The following is a 21,858-nucleotide window of genomic DNA, read 5'->3' as shown; positions in this document are numbered from 1 at the left end:
GCTCGGGTGCTGGCACAGGCGGTGCGTCACCATGCGTCTGTCCGGGTGGCAGAACGGGGGCGGGTTCGTGAGATCGATGGTGACGGAGGCCGGCGGTTGCTGCGGATCATCCGCAGAGGCACCGGCTCGGTCGTGACGTGGCGGCGGGCCCAGATGGTCATCTGGCGACCGTCACGCCGACGACCAGCGCCTACGATTCGTCGTCAACAGGGCAAACACTGCCTGATACGGCACTAAACGGCAGCGGCGGTGTTCGGCGCGCGGTGCCGGCCGGCGGCCGCGGCCGCGAGGCGGCCCAGGGCCTCGTCGCGGGCGCAGGGGTGGGCGCCGAGCGCCTCGTGCCGGGCGACGATGCCCCGTTCGGCCCGCATCAGGCGCAGGCCGCGGCGCACCAGGAACAGCACCGACTTGCGGCCCTCGCGCAGGTCGCGCAGCAGGCGGCGGCGGAACGTGGTGGACGGGCGGCCGCGCAGGCAGATGGCGTCGGCGAGCAGCCCGAGCTCCTGGCAGCGGGCCGCGATGTCGGCCGCGAAGATCCCCTCGGCGATGAACAGCGGGGTCCGGGAGATGTCGAAGGTCTCCGCGCCGGTCCGGGCGGAGGTGGCGATGTCGTAGACGGGGACCTCGGTACGGCCGGTGCGGCACAGCTGCGCGATGGCCTCGACGGCGACGTCGGCGTCCCACGACAGCGGGGAGTCCCAGTCGATGTCGGAGCTGCCCTCGACCAGGGGGAGGGTCGGGTCGTCGCCCTCCTTGTAGAAGTCGTCCAGGCGCAGGACCGGCAGCCCGGAACGGGCGGCCAGCGAGGACTTTCCGGAACCTGAAGGTCCGGTCAACAGGACGACACGCGTAGGCAAAGGAGAGGAGGCGCTCACGGAACACCAGTCTGACGCATTCCCCCGCGCGTGGGATGCCATCTGGCGCTCGTTGGTATCGAGGATCACACCTCCACTACGCTGCGTGCACATTCGACCACGATCGCAAGGGATCCCCATGGCACGTCACGCAGCCCCCGGTACCCCCTCCGCACTGCGCTCCGCGGGCCTCACGGTCTCCATGGCCGGTGCGGCCCTCGCGATGGCCGCGGGCGGCGCCCAGGCGGGCGAGCTGTCCGTTCCGGCAGCCGTCGCCGGGGTCGTCGACCCGATCGCCAACCTCAAGGTGAACCCGCTCGCCAAGACGGGCGTGGACCCGCTCGACAACGGCATCGCCACGAAGGTGGCGGACTTCCCGTCGGTCGGCACCACCATGGTCACCGGCGCCCTCACCCAGGGCCCGTCGGTCGCCGAACTGCCCGAGGCGGCCGTGGGCTCCCTCCTCGGCCCCCTGACCGGCGGCAAGTAACCCGGGCCCGGATAGGCGTGACCCCGGCAGCACGGGGGTTTGCTGCCGGGGTCGGTATGCGGGGCTCAGCCTCAGTAGGACGAGCCCGAGGCGCCGAGGGAGCCCGTCGGGTGCCAGACCGTCTTGGTCTCCAGGAAGGCCGTCATGCGGGCCGTCCCCTGGTCGCCGGTCCAGTCGTCCACAGGCTGTGGACGCAGGACGCGCTTCAGGTTGTCGGCGGCGGCGATCTCCAGCTCCTTGGCGAGCGCCGCGTCGGCACCCGCCAGGTCGATCGCGTTGACGTCCTGGTGGGCCGCGAGGTGCGGGCCCATCTCGGAGGCCTTGCCGGACAGGATGTTGACGACGCCGCCCGGCAGGTCGGAGGTGGCGAGCACCTCGCCCAGGGAGAGGGCCGGGAGCGGCGCCTTCTCGGAGGCGATGACGACCGCCGTGTTGCCGGTCGCGATCACCGGGGCGATCACGGAGACCAGGCCCAGGAAGGACGAGTCCTGCGGGGCGATGACCGTGACCACACCGGTCGGCTCCGGGGTGGAGAGGTTGAAGTACGGGCCCGCGACCGGGTTGGCCCCGCCCACGACCTGGCCGATCTTGTCGGTCCAGCCCGCGTACCAGACCCAGCGGTCGATGGCCGCGTCCACGACCGCGGCGGCCTTGGACTTGGACAGGCCCTCGGCCTCGCCGACCTCGCGGACGAACTGGTCGCGGCGGCCCTCCAGCATCTCGGCGATGCGGTAGAGGATCTGGCCGCGGTTGTAGGCGGTGGCGCCGGACCAGCCGCCGAAGGCCTTGCGCGCGGCGACGACCGCGTCACGGGCGTCCTTGCGGGAGGACAGCGGGGCGTTGGCCAGCCAGTTGCCCTTGGAGTCGCTCACCTCGTACACCCGGCCGCTCTCGGAGCGGGGGAACTTGCCCCCGACGTACAGCTTGTAGGTCTTGAAGACGTTCAGACGCGCGGTCGACTCAGACATCGAGGTAAGCCTCCAGGCCGTGGCGGCCGCCCTCGCGGCCGAAGCCCGACTCCTTGTAGCCGCCGAAGGGCGAGGTCGGGTCGAACTTGTTGAACGTGTTGGCCCAGACGACACCGGCGCGGAGCTTGTTGGCGACCGCGAGGATGCGCGAGCCCTTCTCCGTCCAGATGCCGGCGGACAGGCCGTACTGGCTGTTGTTGGCCTTGGCGACGGCCTCGTCCGGCGTGCGGAAGGTCAGCACGGACAGCACCGGGCCGAAGATCTCGTCGCGGGCGATGGTGTGCGCCTGGCTGACGTTCGTGAACAGCGTCGGGGCGAACCAGTAGCCGGCGGACGGCAGCTCGCACGCCGGGGACCAGCGCTCGGCGCCCTCGGCCTCGCCGGTGTCCGCGAGGGCGGTGATCCGGGCGAGCTGCTCGGCGGAGTTGATCGCGCCGATGTCGGTGTTCTTGTCCAGCGGGTCGCCGAGGCGCAGGGTGCTCAGGCGGCGCTTGAGCGAGTCCAGCAGCTCGTCGTGGATGGACTCCTGGACCAGCAGGCGGGAGCCGGCGCAGCAGACCTGGCCCTGGTTGAAGAAGATGCCGCCGACGATGCCCTCGACGGCCTGGTCGATGGGGGCGTCGTCGAAGACGATGTTGGCGCCCTTGCCGCCCAGCTCCAGGGTGACCTTCTTGTCGGTGCCGGCGACCTGGCGGGCGATGGCCTTGCCGACCGCGGTGGAGCCGGTGAAGGCGACCTTGTTGACGTCCGGGTGCTCGACGAGGGCCGCGCCGGTGTCCCCGTAGCCGGGAACGATGTTGACGACGCCCTTGGGCAGGCCCGCCTGGCGGCAGATGTCCGCGAAGAACAGGGCCGACAGCGGGGTCGTCTCGGCGGGCTTGAGGACGACGGTGTTGCCGGTGGCCAGCGCCGGGGCGATCTTCCACGCCAGCATCAGCAGCGGGAAGTTCCACGGGATGACCTGGCCGGCGACGCCCAGCGGGCGCGGGTTCGCACCGTAGCCCGCGTGGTCGAGCTTGTCGGCCCAGCCCGCGTAGTAGAAGAAGTGCGCGGCGACCAGCGGGAGGTCCGCGTCGCGGGTCTCCTTGATCGGCTTGCCGTTGTCCAGGGTCTCCAGGACGGCCAGCTCGCGGCTGCGCTCCTGGATGATCCGGGCGATGCGGAAGAGGTACTTGGCGCGCTCGGAGCCCGGCAGCGCGGACCACTTGTCGAAGGCCTTGCGGGCGGCCTTGACGGCGCGGTCGACATCCGCGGCACCCGCCTGGGCGACCTCGGCGAGGACCTCCTCGGTGGACGGCGAGACGGTCTTGAAGACCTTGCCGTCGGCGGCGTCGGTGAATTCACCGTCGATGAAGAGGCCGTAGGAGGGGGCGATGTCGACGACCGAGCGGGACTCGGGAGCCGGTGCGTACTCGAATGCAGATGCCATGGTGATCAGTCCACCGTCACGTAGTCGGGACCGGAGTAACGGCCGGTGTTCAGCTTCTGGCGCTGCATCAGCAGGTCGTTGAGCAGGCTGGAAGCACCGAAGCGGAACCACTCGTTGGTCAGCCAGTCCGCGCCCGCGGTCTCGTTGACCAGGACCAGGAACTTGATGGCGTCCTTCGTGGTCCGGATGCCGCCGGCCGGCTTCACGCCGATCTGGATTCCGGTCTGCGCCTTGAAGTCACGGACGGCTTCGAGCATGAGCAGCGTGTTGGCGGGGGTGGCGTTGACGCCGACCTTGCCGGTGGAGGTCTTGATGAAGTCGGCGCCCGCGAGCATGCCGATCCACGAGGCACGGCGGATGTTGTCGTACGTCGACAGCTCGCCGGTCTCGAAGATGACCTTGAGGCGGGCGGCGGTGCCGTCCGGGCGGACGCAGGCCTCCTTGACGGCCTTGATCAGCTCGTACGTCTCCAGGTAGCGGCCGGCGAGGAAGGCGCCACGGTCGATGACCATGTCGATCTCGTCGGCGCCGGCGGCGACGGCGTCACGGGTGTCGGCGAGCTTGACCGGCAGCGCGGCACGGCCGGCCGGGAAGGCGGTCGCGACGGACGCCACCTTCACGTCGGCGCCGTTCAGGGCGGCCTTCGCGGTGGCCACCATGTCCGGGTAGACGCAGACCGCGGCGGTCATGGGCGTCGTACGGTCGGTGGGGTCGGGATGGACGGCCTTGGCGGCGAGCGACCGGACCTTGCCCGGGGTGTCGGCACCCTCGAGTGTGGTCAGGTCGATCATCGAGATGGCCAGGTCGATGGCGTACGCCTTGGCCGAGGTCTTGATCGAACGGGTACCGAGGGCGGCCGCGCGGGCCTCCAGGCCGACGGCGTCCACGCCGGGCAGCCCGTGCAGGAACCGGCGCAGCGCACTGTCGGACGTCGTCACGTCGGCGAATGCGGGGGTGGTGGGCATGGTCACCACACGAGCATATCTACGCGCGTAGCGGCCTGTCACCCCCCTGGGGTGCACATCTGTGCGCAGCTGGGCCCATTCGGGCGGAGGAGGGTGCCGGGCGGGCGGCGGGCCGGAAGCGGAATGCGCTGGTCACAGCCGTTACACGGCCATGACAGGAACCCCACGATCCGGCCGAACAAGATCCGTAGATTTCTTTTCAGCAGCCCGCCAGAACTCACCGGATGAAAGCCCGACAGAGAAAACGCGGCATGCGACTCTCCCACCTACCCGCGACACAGCTTCCAGGAGTCGTTGTGCGTACCGCCGTCCGTACCTCGATCGTCACCGCCGCCCTCGCCGGGGCGCTGCTGGCACCCGCCGCGGCCGGCGCCGCCGGCGCGTTCGCCGCCCCGGCCGCCGCGCACGGCGTGACCTCGGTGTACGGAACCGTCTCGGACGCCGACCGGTACGCGGGCGAGCCCGTCTACATCGGCGAGGGTCTGGTCGCGGTGCTGCGGAACGGGGCGGAGGGCCCCGAGGCCTGGATCCGTTTCACCGGCTCGCAGTGGAAGCCCGGCGACGCCTACCTGGTCCACGTGCTGACGGTGCTGGACCGGACCCACCGCAGCGACACCGCGAACGGGCTGCTCCTCTCCCTGACCGGGGCGGACACCTCCGCCCCGGTGCTGACCGTCACCAAGGACGGGGTCTCCGCGTCCCACCCGCTGCCGAAGGCCGGGACCCCGGAGAACCGGAAGTCCCCCCAGGCGCCGCAGACCCCGGCCACGACGGTCGAGGACCGCTACGACGGCGAGGCCGTGCTCGTCGGCGAGGGCCGGATCGCGGTGCTGCGCAACGACTCCGAGGGCCCCGAGGTCGGGATCCGCGCCGTCGCCGAGAACCGGGAGCCGGCCGACGGCCGGGCGGGCCGTGTCCTGGCGACGCTGGACGTCTCCCGCCCCCGCGCGGTGGTCGACGGCACCGCGTACGAGCTCGCCGAGACCGACGACGGCCGCTATGACCTCACCGTCCGCGTGCAGGGCGAGGGCGCCTCGGACTCCTACCTGCTGCCGGAGGCTGCGCCCTCCACCACGACCGCTGCCAAGACCACCGTCGCCGTGCGGCCGGCCACCGACATGAAGCCGCAGACGGGCGCGCAGACGGTGGTCGTGCCGCAGGGCGCGGTCGCCGCGGGCGCCGAGATCGCCGCCGAGGACACCGACAACAGCACCACCCTGGCTGCCGGCGGCGGCCTGATCGCGATCCTCGCCGGGCTCGGCGCGGCCTGGACCGCCTGCAACCGCGCCGCCCGCAACCGCGCCTGACGCACCACCGCCGGCCCGGGCTCTCGGCCGGCTCACCGGACGGGAGGCACACCCCCTGTGTGCCTCCCCGCACCACCAGCACCACTCAGCACCACTCAGCACCACCAGCACCACCAGCACCACCAGCACCACCAGCACCAGCACCAGCACCAGCACCAGCACCAGCACCAGCACCAGCACCAGCACCAGCACCACCTCAGAACGTCCCGGCCCTCCTCAGGTCACCTCGCACCACCCACACCCCATCCGGCGGGCCGCCCCAGTGGCGGCCCGCCGGGCCCGTTTCCCGGAGCCCCTCATGGCCCACCACCCACGCCGTCGAGGTGCCCTCCGTGCCGACGCGGACCGGATCGGCTGGTACACCGGGGCCGTCACCCCGGGCGAGACCGGCCCGGCCGTGCTGATCGGGCACTTCGACACCGCCCGCGGCCCGGCCGTCCTGCGGGAGGTCTCGAAGATCCGGACCGGCGACGAGATCGCCGTCGGCCGGGCGGACGGCGGCACCGCGGTCTTCCGGGTGCGCGAGTGGGAACAGGTGCCGAAGAAACGCTTCCCCACCGCCAAGGTCTACGGGAACACCGGCGGTCCGGAACTGCGGCTGATCACCTGCGGCGGGGAGCTCACCGACGGCCACCGCCCCGACAACATCATCCTGTACGCCGACCTCGTGGGCCCGGGCGCCGTGAGGCAGAATCAGGCGCATGAGCAGCCAGCAGCCCGATGACGAGCCGGTCTACGACGACCGGGTCTACCGCTCCCCCATGGCCGTGGTCACCGGGGTCCTGCTGCTGGCCCTGATCGTGTGGCTGTGCGGGGACGCCCTGGTGCGCGGATCGGGCAGCGCCCGCTGGTACGGCGCGGCGATCGCCCTGTGCGCCGTGCCGCTGACGGTGGCGTTCACCATCCGCCCGGCCGTCTTCGCCAACGAGAACCGGATGCGGGTGCGCAATCCCTTCCGGGTCATCGAGCTGCCCTGGGCCGCCGTGGACGCGGTCCGGGCCGGGTACTCCGCCGAGGTGCTGGCCGAGGGGGCGAAGTACCAGCTGTGGTCGGTACCCGTCTCGCTGCGGGAGCGGAAGAAGGCGAACCGGCAGCAGCTCAGCCGCCGCGGCGGGCTCTCCGGCAAGGGCCTGAGCTCGCGGGGCAAGGCTGCCGACGGGGCGAGCGGCGCCGCGGCGCCCGCCGAACCGCAGCGGGCGCACGCGGACCAGGTGGTGGACGAGCTGCGCGAGCTGGCCGAGCGCGGTGCCTCGCGGGCCGGGGCGCAGGGCGGTGTGCGCGTGCGCTGGTCGTACGAGATCATCGCGCCGGCCGTCGTGGGAGCCGTGCTCCTGATCGTGCTCTTCGCCCTCCGTTAGGCCGTCCTCCCCCGGTCATCTGCGGGTCACCAGCGCGCCGGCTCCTTCTCGGTGCACAGGGCCCAGATGATGAACACGGCCACCGCGATGACGACGAGCGACCACAGCGGCTGGTAGGGCAGCCAGAGGAAGTGGACGATCACGGTCAGCGAGGCCAGGACGATACCGGCGATCCGGGCCCAGTTCGCACCCTTGAGCAGGAAGATGCCGACGATCAGGACCAGGATCCCGAGGATCAGGTGGATCCAGCCCCAGCCGGTCAGGCTGAACTTGTAGATGTAGTCGCCGATGCGGGTGTAGAAGATGTCGTCCTGGGCGATGGCGGCGATGCCTTCGATGATCGCGAAGACGCCGTTGACCACCATCAGGACGCCGGCGAGCACCGTGCCGCCGGTCGCCCAGGGGTGTGTGGCGCCGGGTTTGCCGGCGGGTGCGGGCGTGGGGGTGGTTGTCATCGCGCCACCTCGCCTCTCGCTCGAATGGGTGGGGGCCATTCGAGCGTGCGGGCCCCCCGCCCGCCCGGCGACCGGCAGTGGGCCGAACGGGTGATGTCCTCCCCCGCCGCGGGTGGCGGCGGGATCCGCCACGGCGCCCGCACGGGCCCGCACCGACCTGCGCCCACTCGCCGGAGGGCCTGCGCGCGCCGGTCCCGACCGGTTCAGATTTCGCAGTCCAACTGGACGTTCGTACCGCCCTCCCCGTCGCAGTCGTCCGCGCCCGCGCCGCCGTTGAGGGTGTCGTTGGCGGTGCCGCCGCGCAGGAGGTCGTCGCCGGCGCCACCGGTGACGAAGTCCATGCCGCCCGCCGCGCCGATGGAGTCGTTGGTGAACCGGGCGTCGGCGTTGTCGCCGATGATGCGGTCGTTCCCGCCGCGGCCGTCGATCACGTCGTGGCCCGCGGTGGCGCTGGTGGGATCGCCCAGGCCGCTGTCCCCGGCGAGCACGACCTCGCCCGCGCTGCCGCCGAAGATGCGGTCGTTGCCGGAGCCGACGGCTCTGCCCGAGTAGGTCTGGTGGTCGCCCCAGGCGCCGAAGCCGCCGTCCTCGCCGAGGTCGATGACGTCGTCGCCGCCGCTGCCGCTGACGTTGCCCAGGACCGAGGTGCTGTCACCGACGGCGAGGCCGTTGTCCCCCGGACCCTCCATCAGGACGTCGTCGCCGGCGCCGGCCGCCTCGTAGAACCCGGCCGAGTCGCCGGTGAGGTTGTCGCTGTCCCGGCCGCCGTCGAGGCGGTCGTCCGCGCCGCCGGTGGCCCGGTCGCCGGCGCTGTCGCCGGTCAGGGCGTCCTCGCCGTCCCCGCCGAACAGCAGGTCTGCGGTGGCGCCGTTCGCGGTGCCCTGCACGGCGTAGTGGTCGCCGATCAGCGAGTCTCCCTGCGCCCCGCCGAGCAGGCGGTCGCGGCCGGTGGGGCCGCTGGCGTCGCCGGTCCAGGCGATGTCGTCGCCGATGAGCAGGTCACCGCCGGCCCCGCCGTCCACCTGGTCGTCGCCCGCGCCGCCCGCGATCTGGTCGTCCCCGGTCCCGCCGATCAGGACGTCGTTGCCGCCGAGTCCGCAGATCTTGTCGTCGCCGCCCCGGCCGTCGAAGACGTCGCGGCCCTCCGTTCCGATGAGGACGTCGTCCCCGGGCGTGCCGACGGTGCCGGTGGCGGCCGCGTTGAAGCAGGTCGCCTCGGCCGCGTGGGCCGGGACCATGCCGAACCCGGCCAGGGCGGCGGCCAGGGCGTGGGCGCCAGCCAGGGCGGCGATCCGCCGGGCGGGCCGCGCGCGGCCCCTCCCGGCCCTTCCGTGTTCGAACATGGCTGCTCCCTCTCCGTGCATCCGCTGTGCGTCGTCACGCTCACTGTGCGTGATCGCGCCCGGACTCCGGGAAGGCTCGTCCACAGCCCCGGTATTTTCATCCGATCGGATTCTCATCAGTCCCCACCGGTCGGGGCATTTCGGAACCGAAGCCACCGGACACTGCGTCTTCACCGGTGTGCAGCGTCATGAGGTCGGCCCCCGCGCCGCCACCGCCATACACCTGCGGCTCCGGCTCCTCGGCGGGGGCCTGCTGGTCGCCCATCTGCTCCTCGTCGGTTGGCTCACCCTGCGCCCCCTGGACGTGCCCTGGGCAGCTGCCGCGAACCTGACCCCCTTCGACGGGATCAGGGCCGATCTCGCACGCGGGCCGCTGGAAGCCGCCCGCCGGATCGGTGAGGGCCTGGCGCTGCTCGCACCGCTCGGTGTCCTGCTGCCGCTGGCCGGCGGGAGCCTGGCGCCCTCGCCGCTGGCCGCGTGGTCCTCGCTGGCGCGGACGGCCGCCGCGGGCGCGTTGGTGTCGATCGGCGTCGAGATGCTGCAGAGCGCCGTCCCGGGCCGGGTCTCCGACGTGGACTCGGTGCTGCTGAACACCCTCGGCGTGGTGCTGGCGCACGCGGCCGTCGTACCGGCGCTGCGGGCCCGGATGCGGCGCACGCAACGGGCCCGCGCATCCCGGCTCCCTCAGGGGTCCACCCCGAGGATTACCAGGGTCGGACTGGGACCCTGGACCGACGTTCTGTCGGCGGTGCCGCGGGAGTATTGAGGCATCGCGGGAAACCCCCGCACATGCGACAGAGGAGACCCCATGAGCGCCCTTACCCGCCCCCGTGACGGCCGGTGGATCGGCGGCGTCTGCGCCGGCCTGGCGCGCCGCTTCGGAATTTCCGCGAACACGATGCGGCTGATATTCGTCGTCTCGTGCCTGCTGCCCGGTCCGCAGTTCCTGATCTACCTGGCGCTGTGGCTGCTGCTGCCGAACGAGAAGCCCTCGTCCGCCGCCTTCTGACACCCCGCCGGTCCACGGCGGTGCGGCGCACGATACGGCGCACGGTACGGCTCACGGTGCGGCGTCCCGGGGCAGTGCGGCGCGCGGTCAGCCGGCGCGGCGGACCTTCTCCAGCTGCTTGTCCGCCACCGCGTGCGGAACCTGGGCCTTCTGCCCCGCACCCGTCACGTTGAGGGCCATCAGCCGCACGACGGTGTCGCCCTGGCGCACGACGACCACGTGGACCTGGGCCGAGACGCCCTGGGCGGCCGCGGTCGTGGTCCAGCTGACGGTGTCGTCGCCGGCGGTCCGGTAGTCGGTCGCCCGCACGTCGCGGTAGCTGCCGCTCTGCTTCTCGACGGTGGCCGTGAAGCCCGTACCGCAGGCGGTGACGGCGTCTTCGAGGCGGGTGATCAGCGCCTTGGCGTCGCGTTCGGCGTAGGAGCTGACGGAGGCGGAGACGGCGAGCCCGACCTCCTTCTGCGAGCCGATCCCGCGGTTGACGGTCTCGCGCGCGGCCGGGTCCGGCTCGTCGCCCATGATGTCGGCCAGCGGCTGGCAGGCCTTGCGATCGGCCTGGGGCTGACCGTCGGGGGCGTTGGGGTTCTTGGGCTGCGCCGAGACCTGGTAGCCGGGCAGGTCGCCCTGTTCGAGGGCGGAGCGCTCCAGCCTGGTGCCGCCGGTCTTCGGCGGGGCGGCCGCGCCGGACGGGGAGCCGGCGGGCGGGGAGCCGGCGGACGAGGAGCCCGCCGGTGTCGCGGCCGGGGCGGAGCCCTTCGGGTCGGGTGCCTTGCCGCCCGCGGGGGCGTCCGTACCGCATCCGACGGCGCCCAGCAGGAGGGCGGGCAGCAGCGCGGCGGTGGCCGCTCCGACCGTGCTTCGGGGCATCAAGCGCATGACCGGTGACCTCTCCCCCGGCCGGCGCCGGGTGGTACCCGCACCCGGGTGTCGGCGCGCGGTTGGCGGGGATCCTGGCACACGGCGCCGCGGGGCGCACGACCGGTCGAACCGGCGTGCGCCCCACGTGCGCGCGTACGAACCGTCACGGATCCCGGGGTGGATCAGGCGGGGACCAGGCGGGACCGGACGGGATCAGCCGCCGCCGAGGGCGCCGACCGGCAGGCCTCCGACCAGGGGGGCGACGGTGTCGGTCAGCTGGGTGACCGTGGCGCCGGCGTCGCTGGCCTGCTGGCCGTCGGCGCTCACCTGCTGCTGGCTGGTGACGCCCTGGAGCGCGCCGGTCGCGGAGCCCAGGGCGCCGGCGAGGTCGAGGTTGGGGACGGAGGCCGAGGCGGTACCGGCCGCGGCGGCGGCGAAGGCGGCTCCGAGGGCGGCGACACCGAGGGTCTTGGCGGCTGACTTCTTCATGAAGTTTGATCCTTGGGACTGGGGAATCGGGCGGCTCCGCAACCTAGCCACTCGAAACGGCCGCCCGCAAACATCCTTAAATACGAGAAAGCGCCCGGGGATTGTCTCCCGCGGGCGCTTTCCTTTGGTCAGGCCGTGGCCTAGGCCGAAACAGAACCGCTGGTGGAAGCGGTCTGCCGGAACAGCCATTCCGACTTCAGCTCGGCGTATCCGGGCTTGATGACGTCGTTGATCATGGCCAGTCGTTCATCGAAAGGAATGAACGCGGACTTCATGGCATTGACGGTGAACCACTGCATGTCGTCGAGCGTGTAGCCGAAGGTGTCGACCAGGTGCTCGAATTCGCGGCTCATGCTGGTGCCGCTCATCAGCCGGTTGTCGGTGTTGACCGTCAGGCGGAAGTGCAGCTTGCGCAGCAGGCCGATCGGGTGCTCGGCGTACGAGGCGGCCGCGGCGGTCTGCAGGTTCGACGTCGGGCACATCTCCAGGGGGATGCGCTTGTCCCGCACGTACGAGGCCAGTCGACCCAGCTTCACGGAGCCGTCCTCGGCGACCTCGATGTCGTCGATGATCTTCACGCCGTGGCCGAGGCGGTCCGCGCCGCACCACTGCAGCGCCTGCCAGATCGACGGCAGGCCGAAGGCCTCGCCCGCGTGGATCGTGAAGTGGTTGTTCTCGCGCTTGAGGTACTCGAACGCGTCGAGGTGGCGGGTGGGAGGGAACCCGGCCTCGGCGCCCGCGATGTCGAAGCCGGCGACGCCGTTGTCGCGGTAGCGGTTGGCCAGCTCCGCGATCTCCAGGGCGCGGGCGGCGTGGCGCATCGCGGTGAGCAGGGCGCCCACGCGGATGCGGTGGCCGCTCTCGCGGGCGCGGCGCTCGCCCTCGCGGAAGCCGTCGTTCACGGCCTCGACGACCTCTTCGAGGGTCAGGCCGGCTTCCAGGTGCTGCTCCGGCGCGTAGCGGACCTCGGCGTAGACGACGCCGTCCTCGGCGAGGTCCTCGGCGCACTCGGCGGCGACGCGGAAGAGCGCCTCCTTCGTCTGCATGACGGCGCAGGTGTGCGCGAACGTCTCCAGGTAGCGCGGCAGGGAACCGGAGTCGGCGGCTTCGCGGAACCATACGCCCAGCTTGTCGGCGTCGGTCTCGGGGAGCTTGTCGTAGCCGACCGCGCGGGCCAGCTCGATGATGGTCCCGGGGCGCAGGCCGCCGTCGAGGTGGTCGTGCAGCAGCACCTTCGGGGCGCGGCGGATCTGTTCCGGGGTGGGCAGTTCGGTGGTCTGGCTCGTCATCTGCGCACTCTAGCGCCTACGCGCGTAGAGCTGGGGCACGGCGCCGGTCCGATATCCAACAGAGACCGTACGGACGGGTCGCGTACACCTGTCAGTCTGAGACTGTTCCGCCATGTCTCATGATGCGCCTCCGGCGCGCGGGACCCGCCTGGGGCGGGCGGCCGGCGCGAACGGCTCGGTCTCGACGGTCAGCGGCGTGGTGCTCCTGCTCCCCGGGGCGTCCCGGTGGCCCCCCGGCCCGGTGCGGCCGCTCGCACGGGCCTTGGCCCGGGCGGGCGGGGCGGAAGGCCTGGTGGCGCACACCGTGGCGTACGGCGGTCGGGGCGGCGGGGAGGAGGCCGCCCGGTGGGCGGCGGACGAGGCGGTGCGCCGGTACGGGGACGTGCCGGTCTGCCTCGCCGGCCACGCGGCGGGGGGCCGCGCGGCGCTGCTCGCCGCGGGCCACGAGGCCGTCAACTCGGTGCTGGCGCTCGCGCCTTCGCTGGACGAGGCGGCAGGACCGGACACACCTGAACCGGTGAAGCAGCTGTCCGGCCGACAGGTGCTGATCGTGCACGGCACGAACGACGCGCGTAGCGCTCCTGAAGCATCGTTCCGCCTCGCGGCGCGGGCGAAGAAGGCCAACCGGGCGACGTGCCGCTTCGAGGTCCACTCCGACGGCCACCGGTTACGGGACCACCAAGCGGAAGTCGTGGCGCTGTCCGTGGACTTCGTCCTCGGGGCGCTGTTCACGGGCCGGTACTCGCGGCCGGTGACGGACGCCCTGGCGGCCCCGCCGCCGCTGGGCCTGCGGATGCCGCTCGCCTCCGGGTACGGACGCTCGCTGCGGGGTTGAGGAGGGCCCCCGGCGTTAGAGTGAGAAATGGACTCGGGGCCCACCTCCGCACCCGTTACGGGAGGCGATGGCATGACCATCGTGCGCAGGAACTTCGACGACGCCGACGAGACGCGTCCGTTCGCGGACGACAAGGGGCGGCTGGACCTGATCCAGGCCGATGGCGGGCCCGTGGGCCGCGCCGTGTTCGAGCCGGGCTGGCGCTGGTCCGAGCACATCAAGCCGCTCGCCGGCACCGACAGCTGCCGGTCCGCGCACACGGGGTACGTGGTCAGCGGCCGGATGCACGTCGTCATGGACGACGGGGAGAGCTCCGACTACGGCCCCGGCGACTTCATGCAGGTGTCGCCCGGCCACGACGCCTGGGTCGTCGGCGACGAGCCGTGCGTGGCCGTCGACTGGACCGGCTTCGGCGACTACGCGAAGGCCGCCGGCGGCTGAACCCGGCCCGGCCGAGCCGGTTCCTGCGCGGTTCCCCATCCTGCGCCCGGATCCCGGGCCACGGCCGGCCGTGGACGGGCGCGCACGGTGGGCGCGCCGGTCCGTCCGCACGTTCCGCTCCGCCCCCGTGCGGCCGGACGGCACCGACGGATCCGGCGCGACCACCGTGTGCGCCCGCACACCGGGCGGCCGGAGTTGCGGCGGAACGCGGGCCGAGCAGACGGCCGGGGACGGGTGTCCGTCGGCGCGCAGCAGCTCCCCCGTGCCGCGTTCCGCCGCCCGGTGGCTCCACTGTGCCGGTTCGGCGTGCGCGACGGACGTCCGCGCGGGCATCGTCTTGCCGCCTTGCGGGAACCCGAGGTGTTTACAGACGACGTCAATCCTGGACGATTGCGCACATGCCAGCCGAGAAGACCGACCTCCCGACCATGGACGAACTGAGTCCCGCCGCCCGGCGGTTGTACGCGTACGCCGCCGAACGGCACTCCTTCGCGCCGGGCGAGGCCACCGCGGCCCTCGGCCCGCAGGCGACCGGGGCGATCACCGAGCTGGCCGCCGCCCACCTGCTCCAGCAGGCCCCCGGCGGCGGCTCGGACCGGTGGAGCGCCGTGGCCCCGCGCGCGGCGGCCTCCCGGGCGCTGGCCCCGCTGGCCCTGCTCGTCCGGGACGCCTACAACGAGATGGACCGGCTGAGCGGCCGCCTGGAGGCGCTGGTGCCGGCGTACGAGGCGGGGGCCGCGCAGCGGGACCGCAGCGGGCGGGGACGGCAGGAGCTGGAGACGGTCACCGACCTGGGCGCGGTGCGCGCGCTGATCGGGGAGCTGGCGGCGGCCTGCGAGCGGGAGGTGCTGACCTCGCAGCCGGGCGGCGGACGCCCGCTGGGGGCCCTGGAGGAGGCGATCGGGCGGGACGAGGCGCTGCTGACGCGCGGGGTCCGGATGCGGACGATCTACCAGCACACCGCGCGCTACTCGCAGCCCACGGTGGCGTACGTGGAGCGGGTGGCGGCGCTCGGCGCCCAGGTGCGGACGCTGGACGACGGGCTGATGCGGATGCTGATCTTCGACGGGCACACGGGTCTGATGACGGTGCCGGACCGCCCCGGGGCGGCGCTGGTGGTACGGGAGCCGAGCGTCGTGCACTTCATGGCCTCGGCCTTCGAGCGGTGCTGGGTGAAGGCGGAGCCGTTCCCGGCGACGGTGAGCCGGGAGGCGGCCCGCTCGCTCTCGGACGAGCTGCGGCAGACGATCGTACGGCTGCTGTCGGAGGGGCTGGAGGACAAGGCGATCGCGCGCCGCCTCGGCATGTCCGAGCGGACCTGCCAGCGCCACATCGCGGAGGTCATGCGGGCCGTCGGCGCCAAGTCCCGGTTCCAGGCGGGCTACCTGCTCTCCGCGACCCCGCCCCCGCCGGATGCGGCGGAGGAGCCGGATGCGGCGGAGGAGCCGGATGCGGCGGAGGAGCCGGATGCGGCGGAGGAGCCCGGCGACGCCGCCCCGGGTCGGGGGGCGGAGGCCGCCTCCTGAGCGGGCACCTGCCACTCCGGGATCAGCCGGCCGCGCCGGGACAGCAGGAACCGCTTGAACTGGGCGACCGGCGGGGTGTCGGGGTGGCCGTCGAGCCAGGCGACACCGATCTCGCGGACCGCCCGCGGGGCCGTCACCGTCAGCTCGACCACGCCCGGGCGGGGCACCGCCGGGGGCGGCAGCAGGGCCACGCCGAGGCCGGCCGCGACCAGCCCGCGCAGGGTCTCGGCCTCCTCGCCCTCGAAGGCGACCCGGGGGGTGAAGCCGGCCTCGGCGCACAGGTCGTCGGTGATGCGGCGCAGCCCGTAGCCGGGTTCCAGGGTGACGAAGGTTTCCTCGGCGGCCTCGGCGAGGCGGATGCGCTTGCGGGTCGCGAGGCGGTGGTCGTCGGGGACCACCAGGCGCAGCCGCTGCTCGTCGAGCCGGCGGGCCACCAGGTCGGGGGCGTCCGGGAGGGGCGAGGTCAGGCAGAGGTCGAGCTCGCCGGCCCGCAGCCGCTCCAGCATCGCCTCGCCGTAGTTCTGGACCAGGGAGAAGCGGACGCCGGGGTGGTCGGCGCGGAAGGCGCGGATCAGGCCCGGTACGGTCTCGGGGCCGAGGGTGTGCAGGAAGCCGAACGCCACTTTGCCGTAGGCGGAGTCGGCGTCGTGCTGGACCGATCCGGCGGCGCGGGCGATCTCGGCGAGCGCCTTCTCGGCCGAGGCGAGGAAGGTCCGGCCGGCCGTGGTGAGCGCGACGGTACGGCCCCTACGGGCGAACAACGCGACGCCCAGGTCCTCTTCGAGGCGGACCATGGCTCGGGACAGGGTGGACTGCGGGACGCCGAGCTCGTGGGCGGCGCGGGTGACGTGCTCGTGCCGGGCGACCGCGGCGAAGTACGCCAGCCGCGGGGCCAGCAAAGCTGTCACGGCAGTGTCTTCTTCGTAACGGTTCATTGACATGCACCCCTCTGAGCTCTACTGATGCACCAGGGGATCGATTATCGCGATTTCGTGCATTGGACGCATGAAACGGAGCGGGTCTACGGTCGTGGCATGCCTCCCGTTCATACCGGGGCACCCGCCACCACGGGTGCCTCCACCCCGTCGTCCCCGCAGCAACCCCAGGCCCCGCAGGCCCCGCAGGCCGCCCAGGCCCCGCAGGCCGCCCGGGCCCACGCACCCGGCCTCCCCGGCTACCGCCGGATGAGCCTCGCGCTCTTCGCCGCCGGACTCGCGACGTTCGCCCTCCTCTACTCCACGCAGGCCCTGCTGCCCGCCGTCTCCGACGGCTTCGGGGTGACGGCCGGTCAGGCCAGTTGGACCGTCTCCGCGGCCACCGGCGCGCTCGCCCTCTTCGTCCTGCCGCTCAGCGCGCTCTCCGAGCGCTTCGGCCGGACCCGGATGATGACGGTGTCCATGGCCGTCGCCGTCGGCGTCGGACTGCTCGTGCCGTTCGCGCCGAACCTGGAGTGGCTGGTGGCCCTGCGCGCCGTCCAGGGCGCGGCGATCGCCGGCATCCCCGCCTCCGCGATGGCGTACCTGGCGGAGGAGGTGCAGCCGAAGGCGCTCGTGGGCGCGATCGGCCTGTTCGTGGCGGGCAACTCCATCGGCGGCATGAGCGGCCGCCTCGTCACCGGCTGGGCGGCCCAGGCCTGGGGCTGGCGGGCCGGCCTGCTCGCCGTCGGCGCGATGGCGCTGGCCTGCGCGGTCGCCTTCTGGGTGCTGCTGCCGCGGGCGCGGTTCTTCCGCCCGGCCTCGCTGGACCCGCGCGCGGTCGGCGCCGCCGTCGCCGGCCACCTGCGCGATCCGCTGCTGCTGCGGCTGTACGGGATCGGCGCCCTGTTCATGACCGTCTTCGGCGCCGTGTACACCGTCATCGGCTACCGCCTCGTCGACGAGTTCTCCCTCGGCCAGGGCGTGATCGGCTCGATCTTCCTGATCTACCTGGTCGGTACGGCCTCCTCCGCTGCGGCGGGCCAGCTCGTGGCCCGCACGGGGCGGCGCGGCGCCCTGTACCTGGCGGTGGCCACCACCGCCCTGGGGTTGCTGCTCTCGCTGGCCGACTCGGTGGCCGCGATCGTCGCCGGACTCGTCCTGATCACCGCGGGCTTCTTCGCGGGGCACGCCGTGGCGTCCGCCGCCGTCAGCCGGACCGCGGTGTCGGGCCGCGCGCAGGCCTCCGCGCTGTACCAGTCCGCGTACTACCTCGGCTCCAGCGCGGGCGGCACGCTGGGCGCCCTCGCCTACCACGCCGGGGGCTGGGCGGCCACGGCCGCGATCGCACTGCTGGCGGTGCTGGGCGTCGTGTCGATCACCCTGTACGGCTCGCACGCGGCCCGGGCGGAGCGGCGGCTGCTCGCGGCCCGCTGAAACCGTGCCCCGGCGCCCGGGGTTCCGGCGCCCGGGGTTCCGGCGCCGGACTGCGCCTGTCGGACCCCTCCGGTAGGTTCCGTCGCATCAGGACCGACCGGGGGGATCGACGCACATGACGGACACCGCCAACCTCGCCACCGCCACCGCCACCGCCGCCCACGCCCGCGTCGACGTCGACGCGGGACTGGACGCGGCGCTCGGCCGCTACCGCGTGGAGCTCACCGGCTACTGCTACCGCATGCTCGGTTCCTCCTTCGACGCCGAGGACGCGGTGCAGGACACGTACGTCCGCGCCTGGCGCGGCTACGCGAAGTTCGAGGGACGGTCCTCGCTGCGCTCCTGGCTGTACCGCATCGCCACCAACGTCTGCATGGACCTGCTGAGCGCCGGCAACAAGCGGGCCCGCCCCGTGGACTTCGGCGCACCGCAGCACCAGGCCTGCGCCGTACTGAACGAGCGGCCCGAGGTGACCTGGCTGGAGCCGGTCCCGGACGGGCGGGTGCTGCCGCAGACCGCCGACCCGGCGGAGGCGGCGCTGGCGAAGGAGTCGGTGCGGCTGGCGTTCGTCGCGGCGCTGCAGCACCTGCCGCCGAAGCAGCGGGCCGTGCTGATCCTGCGCGAGGTGCTGGCCTGGAAGGCCGACGAGGTGGCGGCCCTGCTGGAGACCACGACCGCCTCGGTGAACAGCGCCCTCCAGCGGGCGCGGGCCACGCTGGGCGCTCGCCCGGCCCGCGAAGCCGAGCCCGCCGACCCGCTGGACGCGGAGCAGGCGAAACTGCTGGAGCAGTACGTGTCCGCGTTCGAGGCGTACGACATCTCCCGGCTGACCACGCTGCTCCACGAGGACGCGGTGCTCTCCATGCCGCCGTTCGACCTGTGGCTGCAGGGCCACGCGGACATCGCCGCGTGGCACCTGAACCAGGGCATCGGCTGCAAGGGCTCCCGCCTGGTCCCCACCAACGCCAACGGCCTGCCCGCCTTCGGCCAGTACCGCCCGCGGCAGGACGGCAGCCCGGGCCACGTCCCGTGGGCACTCCAGGTCCTGGAGATAACGGACGGGCGGATCACGGGGCTCAACGCGTTCCTGGACACCGCCCGCTGGTTCCCCCTCTTCGGCCTCCCCGAGGAGCTGCCCCCCTCCCACGGGGCGGAGCGGGGCGCGTAGTTCGGTGCCGGTACGCCGGTACGGGCTCAGCCGTCGACGGGGATCTCCCAGACGCCACGGTTGCGGGTGCCCGCGCGCAGCAGGCGGGCGCCCGGGTGGAGGACGATGTCGCCGACGAGCGCGTTGGGCAGCCGGTCGGCGAACGGCTCCCAGGTGACGCCGGCGTCGGCGGACCGGTAGACGCCCAGGTCCGCGGCGACCCAGAGCCGGTCGCGGTCGCGTGGGTCGACCTCCAGCGCGTTGAGCGGCAGCGGCGGCAGCCCGGCGGAGCGGTCGGCCCAGGTGGCGCCGCCGTCGGCGGAGTGCCAGATGCGGCCGCCGCCGATGGTGCTGTGCGTGACCCAGATGCGGTCGGTGTCGGCGGGGTCGACGTGGACGTCGCTGATCCAGGCGTCGGCCCGGGGCGTCGCCAGGGCGGCGAGCGGGCTCCAGGCGGCGCCCTGCCAGCGGGTGCGGTACAGCCGGCCCCGGGTGGTGCCGACCAGGACCTCGTCGGCGTGCGGGACGTACATGGCGCTGCCCATGCCCGGGGCGGGGAACGGCAGGCGCTTCCAGCTGCCGGCGTTGTCCCGGGAGACGTACAGGGCCCCGCCGCTGAAGGCGACGGTCCGCCCGGTGGTGGCGCTGGTCTCCAACGGCGGGTAGAAGAGCGAGCGCTCGCCGGACGGCACCGGGGGCGACACCCCGGTCCAGGTGCCGAAGTCGCCGCGGCTGCCGGAGCGTTCCAGGTTCATCTGGAAGAAGGTGTGGAAGACCGTGCGCGGGTCGTCGCGGTGGACCGCGCAGTCCCCGCCGTCGCCGTCCTGGACGTGGGTCCACTTCGGGGAGCCCGTCCAGCGGTTGGTGCCGTTGTCCTGGGTGCCGCCGAGCAGCCAGGCCTCCGAGGCGTGGTCCTGTGCGAGGTACTCGAACTCGGTGATGACCAGGCCGTGGTTGAGGTCCTCCCAGTGCCCGCCCCGGTCGGGGCTGCGGAACAGGCCGCCGTCGTTGCCCACGTACACCACGGCGGGGGCACCGGGTTCAAAGGCGATGGCGTGCTGGTCGGGGTGGATGGAGTCGCCGCCGGTCTCCCTGGTGGAGAGGGACTGCCAGCTCCACGCCGTGCCCGAACGGTCGCCGCGGTAGACGTCGATGGCACCGAGGTAGACCTGGTCCGCGCGGTCGGGGGCGATGCCGAGGAACCAGTCGTACCAGGCCTGCGCGGTGTCCAGGCCGGGGGGCACGGGCACCCTCGCCCAGTCCGTGCCGCCGGACCTGCGCCACAGCCGCGCCACCTCGTCGGCGTCGGCCGCCCAGCCGTACGCGACGCCGGGGTCGGACGGGGCGATCGCCACGGCGAACCGGGTGTACGGGAGGGTGCCCCCGGTGGGCAGGTCGACGGTGCGCCAGACGGCCCCGCCGTCGTCCGAGCGGAACAGGCCGTCCGAACAGGCCGCCAACGCCTCGCCGTTCGCGGACACCGCGACCGACCAGGTGGCGAAGGAGCGGCGCGGGGTCCAGCTCGCGCCTCCGTCGGCGGAGCCGTACAGGCCGTCGGTGGTCCCGGCGAGGACGGTGCCCCGGCGGGTGGGGTCGAAGGCCAGGTCGTAGAAGCCCCGGCCGACGAACGGGTCGGTGCACAGCGGCGCCCAGGTCGTGCCGCCGTCGGTGGAGCGGATGACCCCGGTGCCCAGCCGGGCCCAGAAGTTCCCCTCCCCCGTGCCCGCGAGCACGGTGCGGGAGGAGAAGGGGTCGAAGGCGAGGGCGCCGGTGGTGAGGGTGGCCGCGTCGTCCGTACGGGGCGCCCAGGAGGCGCCGCGGTCGGAGCTCTCCCAGATCCCGCCGCCCGCGGCCCCGGCCAGCAGGTGCGCGGCGTTCGCGGGGTCGACGACGACCGCGGAGATCCGGCCGGAGACGTTGACCCGGCTCAGGCCGTACGTCTGCCCGTTCGGCACGGTCCAGGGGCCGAGGGAGCGCCAGACCGGGCCGGGGGCGGGGGGCGGTGCGGCGAGCCGTTCGGCCGTCTCCCGGTACACGACGGCGAGGGACTCCGCGTCCGCGGTGCCCGCCCGGGTGCGCTCGGCGGCCTCCCGGGGCGACGGGGCCCCCGCCTCCCGGTCGTCCCCCCGGGCCGGCGGCCGCGGCGGCCGGTCCCGGGCGGTCGGGCGGACCTCGGGCGGCCCCACGGCCTCGGTGATCAGCTCCTGCCGGCGGCTGCGCGCCAGTCCGGGTGCGGCCCTGTCGACCGCGAGGGCGGCCTCCTCGCCGCGGCCCGTGCGTTCGAGTTCCTGGAGCAGCCGGGTCAGCGCCTTGCCGCCGGGCGGGCGGTGGCGGCTCCGGGCCGTGCCGCGGCCGGCCGTGCCTTGCGCGGCGCCTGATCCGCGGTCGTCGGGAGCGGTCGGATCCTGCATCGCTGCACCTCTTTCGGCGCGGACGCCCTCGCGGCGCGGGCGCCCTCGCGGCGCGCGTGGGGCCGGTTCAGGTCCTCCCCCTCGTCCCCGGCTCCTCCGCGTCGTGCCCGGCCGTCCCCACACGGCAGGACCGCACGGGGAAACCGGCCTCGCCGGGCCCGGGCCGCACACGCGGTGCGTGTCGCCGCCCCGGGGTCGAGGGCGCCCGAGGCCGTTCGGGGCGTGCGGCCGACCGGGCGCTCCTGTTCGGTCAGCCGGAACGGTCCTGCGCGGAGGGTGGGGGGAGGTCCGGCCGGGACCGGTCCGGGTCCCGGGCGGATGTCCCGTCCCGGA

The 21,858-nt window shown here is 73.5% G+C and carries 21 protein-coding genes and 2 pseudogenes; 12 read left to right on the top strand and 11 right to left on the bottom strand.

The genetic code is table 11. From position 1 onward, the window contains the following. Positions 1 to 45: 45 nt before the first annotated feature. A pseudogene (locus tag ACFVGY_RS25765) lies at positions 46 to 162 on the top strand (IS630 family transposase); the annotation flags it as partial. Positions 163 to 233: 71 nt separating this feature from the next. Here ACFVGY_RS25765 and ACFVGY_RS25760 read toward each other — a convergent pair. Continuing rightward, the gene (locus ACFVGY_RS25760) at positions 234 to 941 is read right to left on the bottom strand and encodes a uridine kinase (RefSeq protein WP_385681201.1); all 708 of its coding nucleotides are present in this window, start codon (positions 939 to 941) and stop codon (positions 234 to 236) included. Positions 942 to 993: 52 nt separating this feature from the next. Between ACFVGY_RS25760 and ACFVGY_RS25755 the strand changes: the two genes are divergently transcribed. Next, the gene (locus ACFVGY_RS25755) at positions 994 to 1,344 is read left to right on the top strand and encodes a hypothetical protein (protein WP_385681180.1); all 351 of its coding nucleotides are present in this window, start codon (positions 994 to 996) and stop codon (positions 1,342 to 1,344) included. A 71-nt stretch (positions 1,345 to 1,415) separates the two neighbouring features. On the opposite strand, the gene ACFVGY_RS25750 is transcribed toward ACFVGY_RS25755, so the two are convergent. The 3 genes from ACFVGY_RS25750 to deoC are packed head-to-tail and all read right to left on the bottom strand — an operon-like array spanning position 1,416 to position 4,706. Next, complete coding sequence (locus tag ACFVGY_RS25750; RefSeq protein WP_385681179.1) at positions 1,416 to 2,312, bottom strand: aldehyde dehydrogenase family protein; 897 nt, start codon at positions 2,310 to 2,312, stop codon at positions 1,416 to 1,418. Then, entirely contained in the window at positions 2,305 to 3,741 is a 1,437-nt protein-coding gene (locus ACFVGY_RS25745; protein ID WP_385681178.1) for an aldehyde dehydrogenase family protein, read from the bottom strand. The genes ACFVGY_RS25750 and ACFVGY_RS25745 overlap by 8 nt, the downstream gene beginning before the upstream one ends. A 5-nt stretch (positions 3,742 to 3,746) precedes the next feature. Beyond that, positions 3,747 to 4,706: a deoxyribose-phosphate aldolase gene (gene deoC, locus ACFVGY_RS25740; protein ID WP_385681199.1), complete on the bottom strand. Its 960-nt coding sequence runs from the start codon at positions 4,704 to 4,706 to the stop codon at positions 3,747 to 3,749. Between the two features lie 296 nt (positions 4,707 to 5,002). Between deoC and ACFVGY_RS25735 the strand changes: the two genes are divergently transcribed. From ACFVGY_RS25735 to ACFVGY_RS25725, 3 genes are all read left to right on the top strand, one after another. Then, on the top strand, positions 5,003 to 6,013 hold the full coding sequence (locus tag ACFVGY_RS25735) for a hypothetical protein (protein ID WP_385681176.1): 1,011 nt from the start codon (positions 5,003 to 5,005) through the stop codon (positions 6,011 to 6,013). A 298-nt stretch (positions 6,014 to 6,311) separates the two neighbouring features. Continuing rightward, entirely contained in the window at positions 6,312 to 6,737 is a 426-nt protein-coding gene (locus ACFVGY_RS25730; RefSeq protein ID WP_385681174.1) for a sortase domain-bontaining protein, read from the top strand. Next, entirely contained in the window at positions 6,715 to 7,371 is a 657-nt protein-coding gene (locus tag ACFVGY_RS25725; RefSeq protein WP_385681172.1) for a PH domain-containing protein, read from the top strand. Before ACFVGY_RS25730 ends, ACFVGY_RS25725 begins: the two co-directional genes overlap by 23 nt. A 26-nt stretch (positions 7,372 to 7,397) precedes the next feature. Here the strand turns inward: ACFVGY_RS25725 and ACFVGY_RS25720 are convergent, their stop codons facing one another. Together ACFVGY_RS25720 and ACFVGY_RS25715 are read right to left on the bottom strand one after the other, a co-directional pair. Continuing rightward, positions 7,398 to 7,826: a hypothetical protein gene (locus ACFVGY_RS25720; protein WP_385681170.1), complete on the bottom strand. Its 429-nt coding sequence runs from the start codon at positions 7,824 to 7,826 to the stop codon at positions 7,398 to 7,400. Positions 7,827 to 8,029: 203 nt separating this feature from the next. Next, positions 8,030 to 9,169: a calcium-binding protein gene (locus ACFVGY_RS25715; protein WP_385681168.1), complete on the bottom strand. Its 1,140-nt coding sequence runs from the start codon at positions 9,167 to 9,169 to the stop codon at positions 8,030 to 8,032. A 178-nt stretch (positions 9,170 to 9,347) separates the two neighbouring features. Here ACFVGY_RS25715 and ACFVGY_RS25710 point away from each other — a divergent pair, with 178 nt between their 5' ends. Then, positions 9,348 to 9,935 carry a VanZ family protein gene (locus ACFVGY_RS25710; protein ID WP_385681166.1) on the top strand — a complete coding sequence of 196 codons (588 nt, stop codon included), beginning with the start codon at positions 9,348 to 9,350 and terminating at the stop codon, positions 9,933 to 9,935. Between the two features lie 42 nt (positions 9,936 to 9,977). Beyond that, complete coding sequence (locus ACFVGY_RS25705; protein ID WP_385681164.1) at positions 9,978 to 10,178, top strand: PspC domain-containing protein; 201 nt, start codon at positions 9,978 to 9,980, stop codon at positions 10,176 to 10,178. An 87-nt stretch (positions 10,179 to 10,265) separates the two neighbouring features. On the opposite strand, the gene ACFVGY_RS25700 is transcribed toward ACFVGY_RS25705, so the two are convergent. From ACFVGY_RS25700 to ACFVGY_RS25690, 3 genes are all read right to left on the bottom strand, one after another. Continuing rightward, positions 10,266 to 11,054 (bottom strand): hypothetical protein, encoded by a 789-nt coding sequence (locus ACFVGY_RS25700; protein ID WP_385681162.1) that lies wholly within the window; start codon positions 11,052 to 11,054, stop codon positions 10,266 to 10,268. A 195-nt stretch (positions 11,055 to 11,249) separates the two neighbouring features. Beyond that, positions 11,250 to 11,525, bottom strand: a complete 276-nt coding sequence (locus ACFVGY_RS25695; RefSeq protein ID WP_385681160.1) for a hypothetical protein — start codon at positions 11,523 to 11,525, stop codon at positions 11,250 to 11,252. Between the two features lie 140 nt (positions 11,526 to 11,665). Further along, entirely contained in the window at positions 11,666 to 12,814 is a 1,149-nt protein-coding gene (locus tag ACFVGY_RS25690; protein WP_385681158.1) for an adenosine deaminase, read from the bottom strand. A 112-nt stretch (positions 12,815 to 12,926) separates the two neighbouring features. Here ACFVGY_RS25690 and ACFVGY_RS25685 point away from each other — a divergent pair, with 112 nt between their 5' ends. The 3 genes from ACFVGY_RS25685 to ACFVGY_RS25675 all read left to right on the top strand — a co-directional run bounded on the left by ACFVGY_RS25685 (position 12,927) and on the right by ACFVGY_RS25675 (position 15,616). After that, positions 12,927 to 13,649 carry an alpha/beta hydrolase gene (locus ACFVGY_RS25685; protein ID WP_385681156.1) on the top strand — a complete coding sequence of 241 codons (723 nt, stop codon included), beginning with the start codon at positions 12,927 to 12,929 and terminating at the stop codon, positions 13,647 to 13,649. A 72-nt stretch (positions 13,650 to 13,721) separates the two neighbouring features. Next, the gene (locus ACFVGY_RS25680; protein ID WP_385681155.1) at positions 13,722 to 14,090 is read left to right on the top strand and encodes a cupin domain-containing protein; all 369 of its coding nucleotides are present in this window, start codon (positions 13,722 to 13,724) and stop codon (positions 14,088 to 14,090) included. Positions 14,091 to 14,488: 398 nt separating this feature from the next. Then, positions 14,489 to 15,616, top strand: coding sequence for a LuxR C-terminal-related transcriptional regulator (locus ACFVGY_RS25675; RefSeq protein ID WP_385681153.1), 1,128 nt, complete (start codon positions 14,489 to 14,491; stop codon positions 15,614 to 15,616). Between the two features lie 14 nt (positions 15,617 to 15,630). Here the strand turns inward: ACFVGY_RS25675 and ACFVGY_RS25670 are convergent. Continuing rightward, positions 15,631 to 16,551, bottom strand: a pseudogene (locus tag ACFVGY_RS25670) (LysR family transcriptional regulator); the annotation flags it as partial. A gap of 99 nt (positions 16,552 to 16,650) precedes the next feature. Here ACFVGY_RS25670 and ACFVGY_RS25665 point away from each other — a divergent pair. Next, positions 16,651 to 17,967: an MFS transporter gene (locus tag ACFVGY_RS25665; protein ID WP_385681151.1), complete on the top strand. Its 1,317-nt coding sequence runs from the start codon at positions 16,651 to 16,653 to the stop codon at positions 17,965 to 17,967. A 115-nt stretch (positions 17,968 to 18,082) separates the two neighbouring features. Then, the gene (locus ACFVGY_RS25660) at positions 18,083 to 19,135 is read left to right on the top strand and encodes a sigma-70 family RNA polymerase sigma factor (RefSeq protein ID WP_385681148.1); all 1,053 of its coding nucleotides are present in this window, start codon (positions 18,083 to 18,085) and stop codon (positions 19,133 to 19,135) included. A gap of 26 nt (positions 19,136 to 19,161) precedes the next feature. Here the strand turns inward: ACFVGY_RS25660 and ACFVGY_RS25655 are convergent, their stop codons facing one another. Continuing rightward, positions 19,162 to 21,525, bottom strand: coding sequence for a WD40/YVTN/BNR-like repeat-containing protein (locus tag ACFVGY_RS25655; protein ID WP_385681146.1), 2,364 nt, complete (start codon positions 21,523 to 21,525; stop codon positions 19,162 to 19,164). Positions 21,526 to 21,858: the final 333 nt, after the last annotated feature.

The organism is Streptomyces sp. NPDC127106 (assembly GCF_042677605.1).
Classification (GTDB): domain Bacteria; phylum Actinomycetota; class Actinomycetes; order Streptomycetales; family Streptomycetaceae; genus Streptomyces.
Note: the sequence above shows the minus strand (reverse complement) of the source record. Positions and strands in the feature narration are given on the sequence as shown.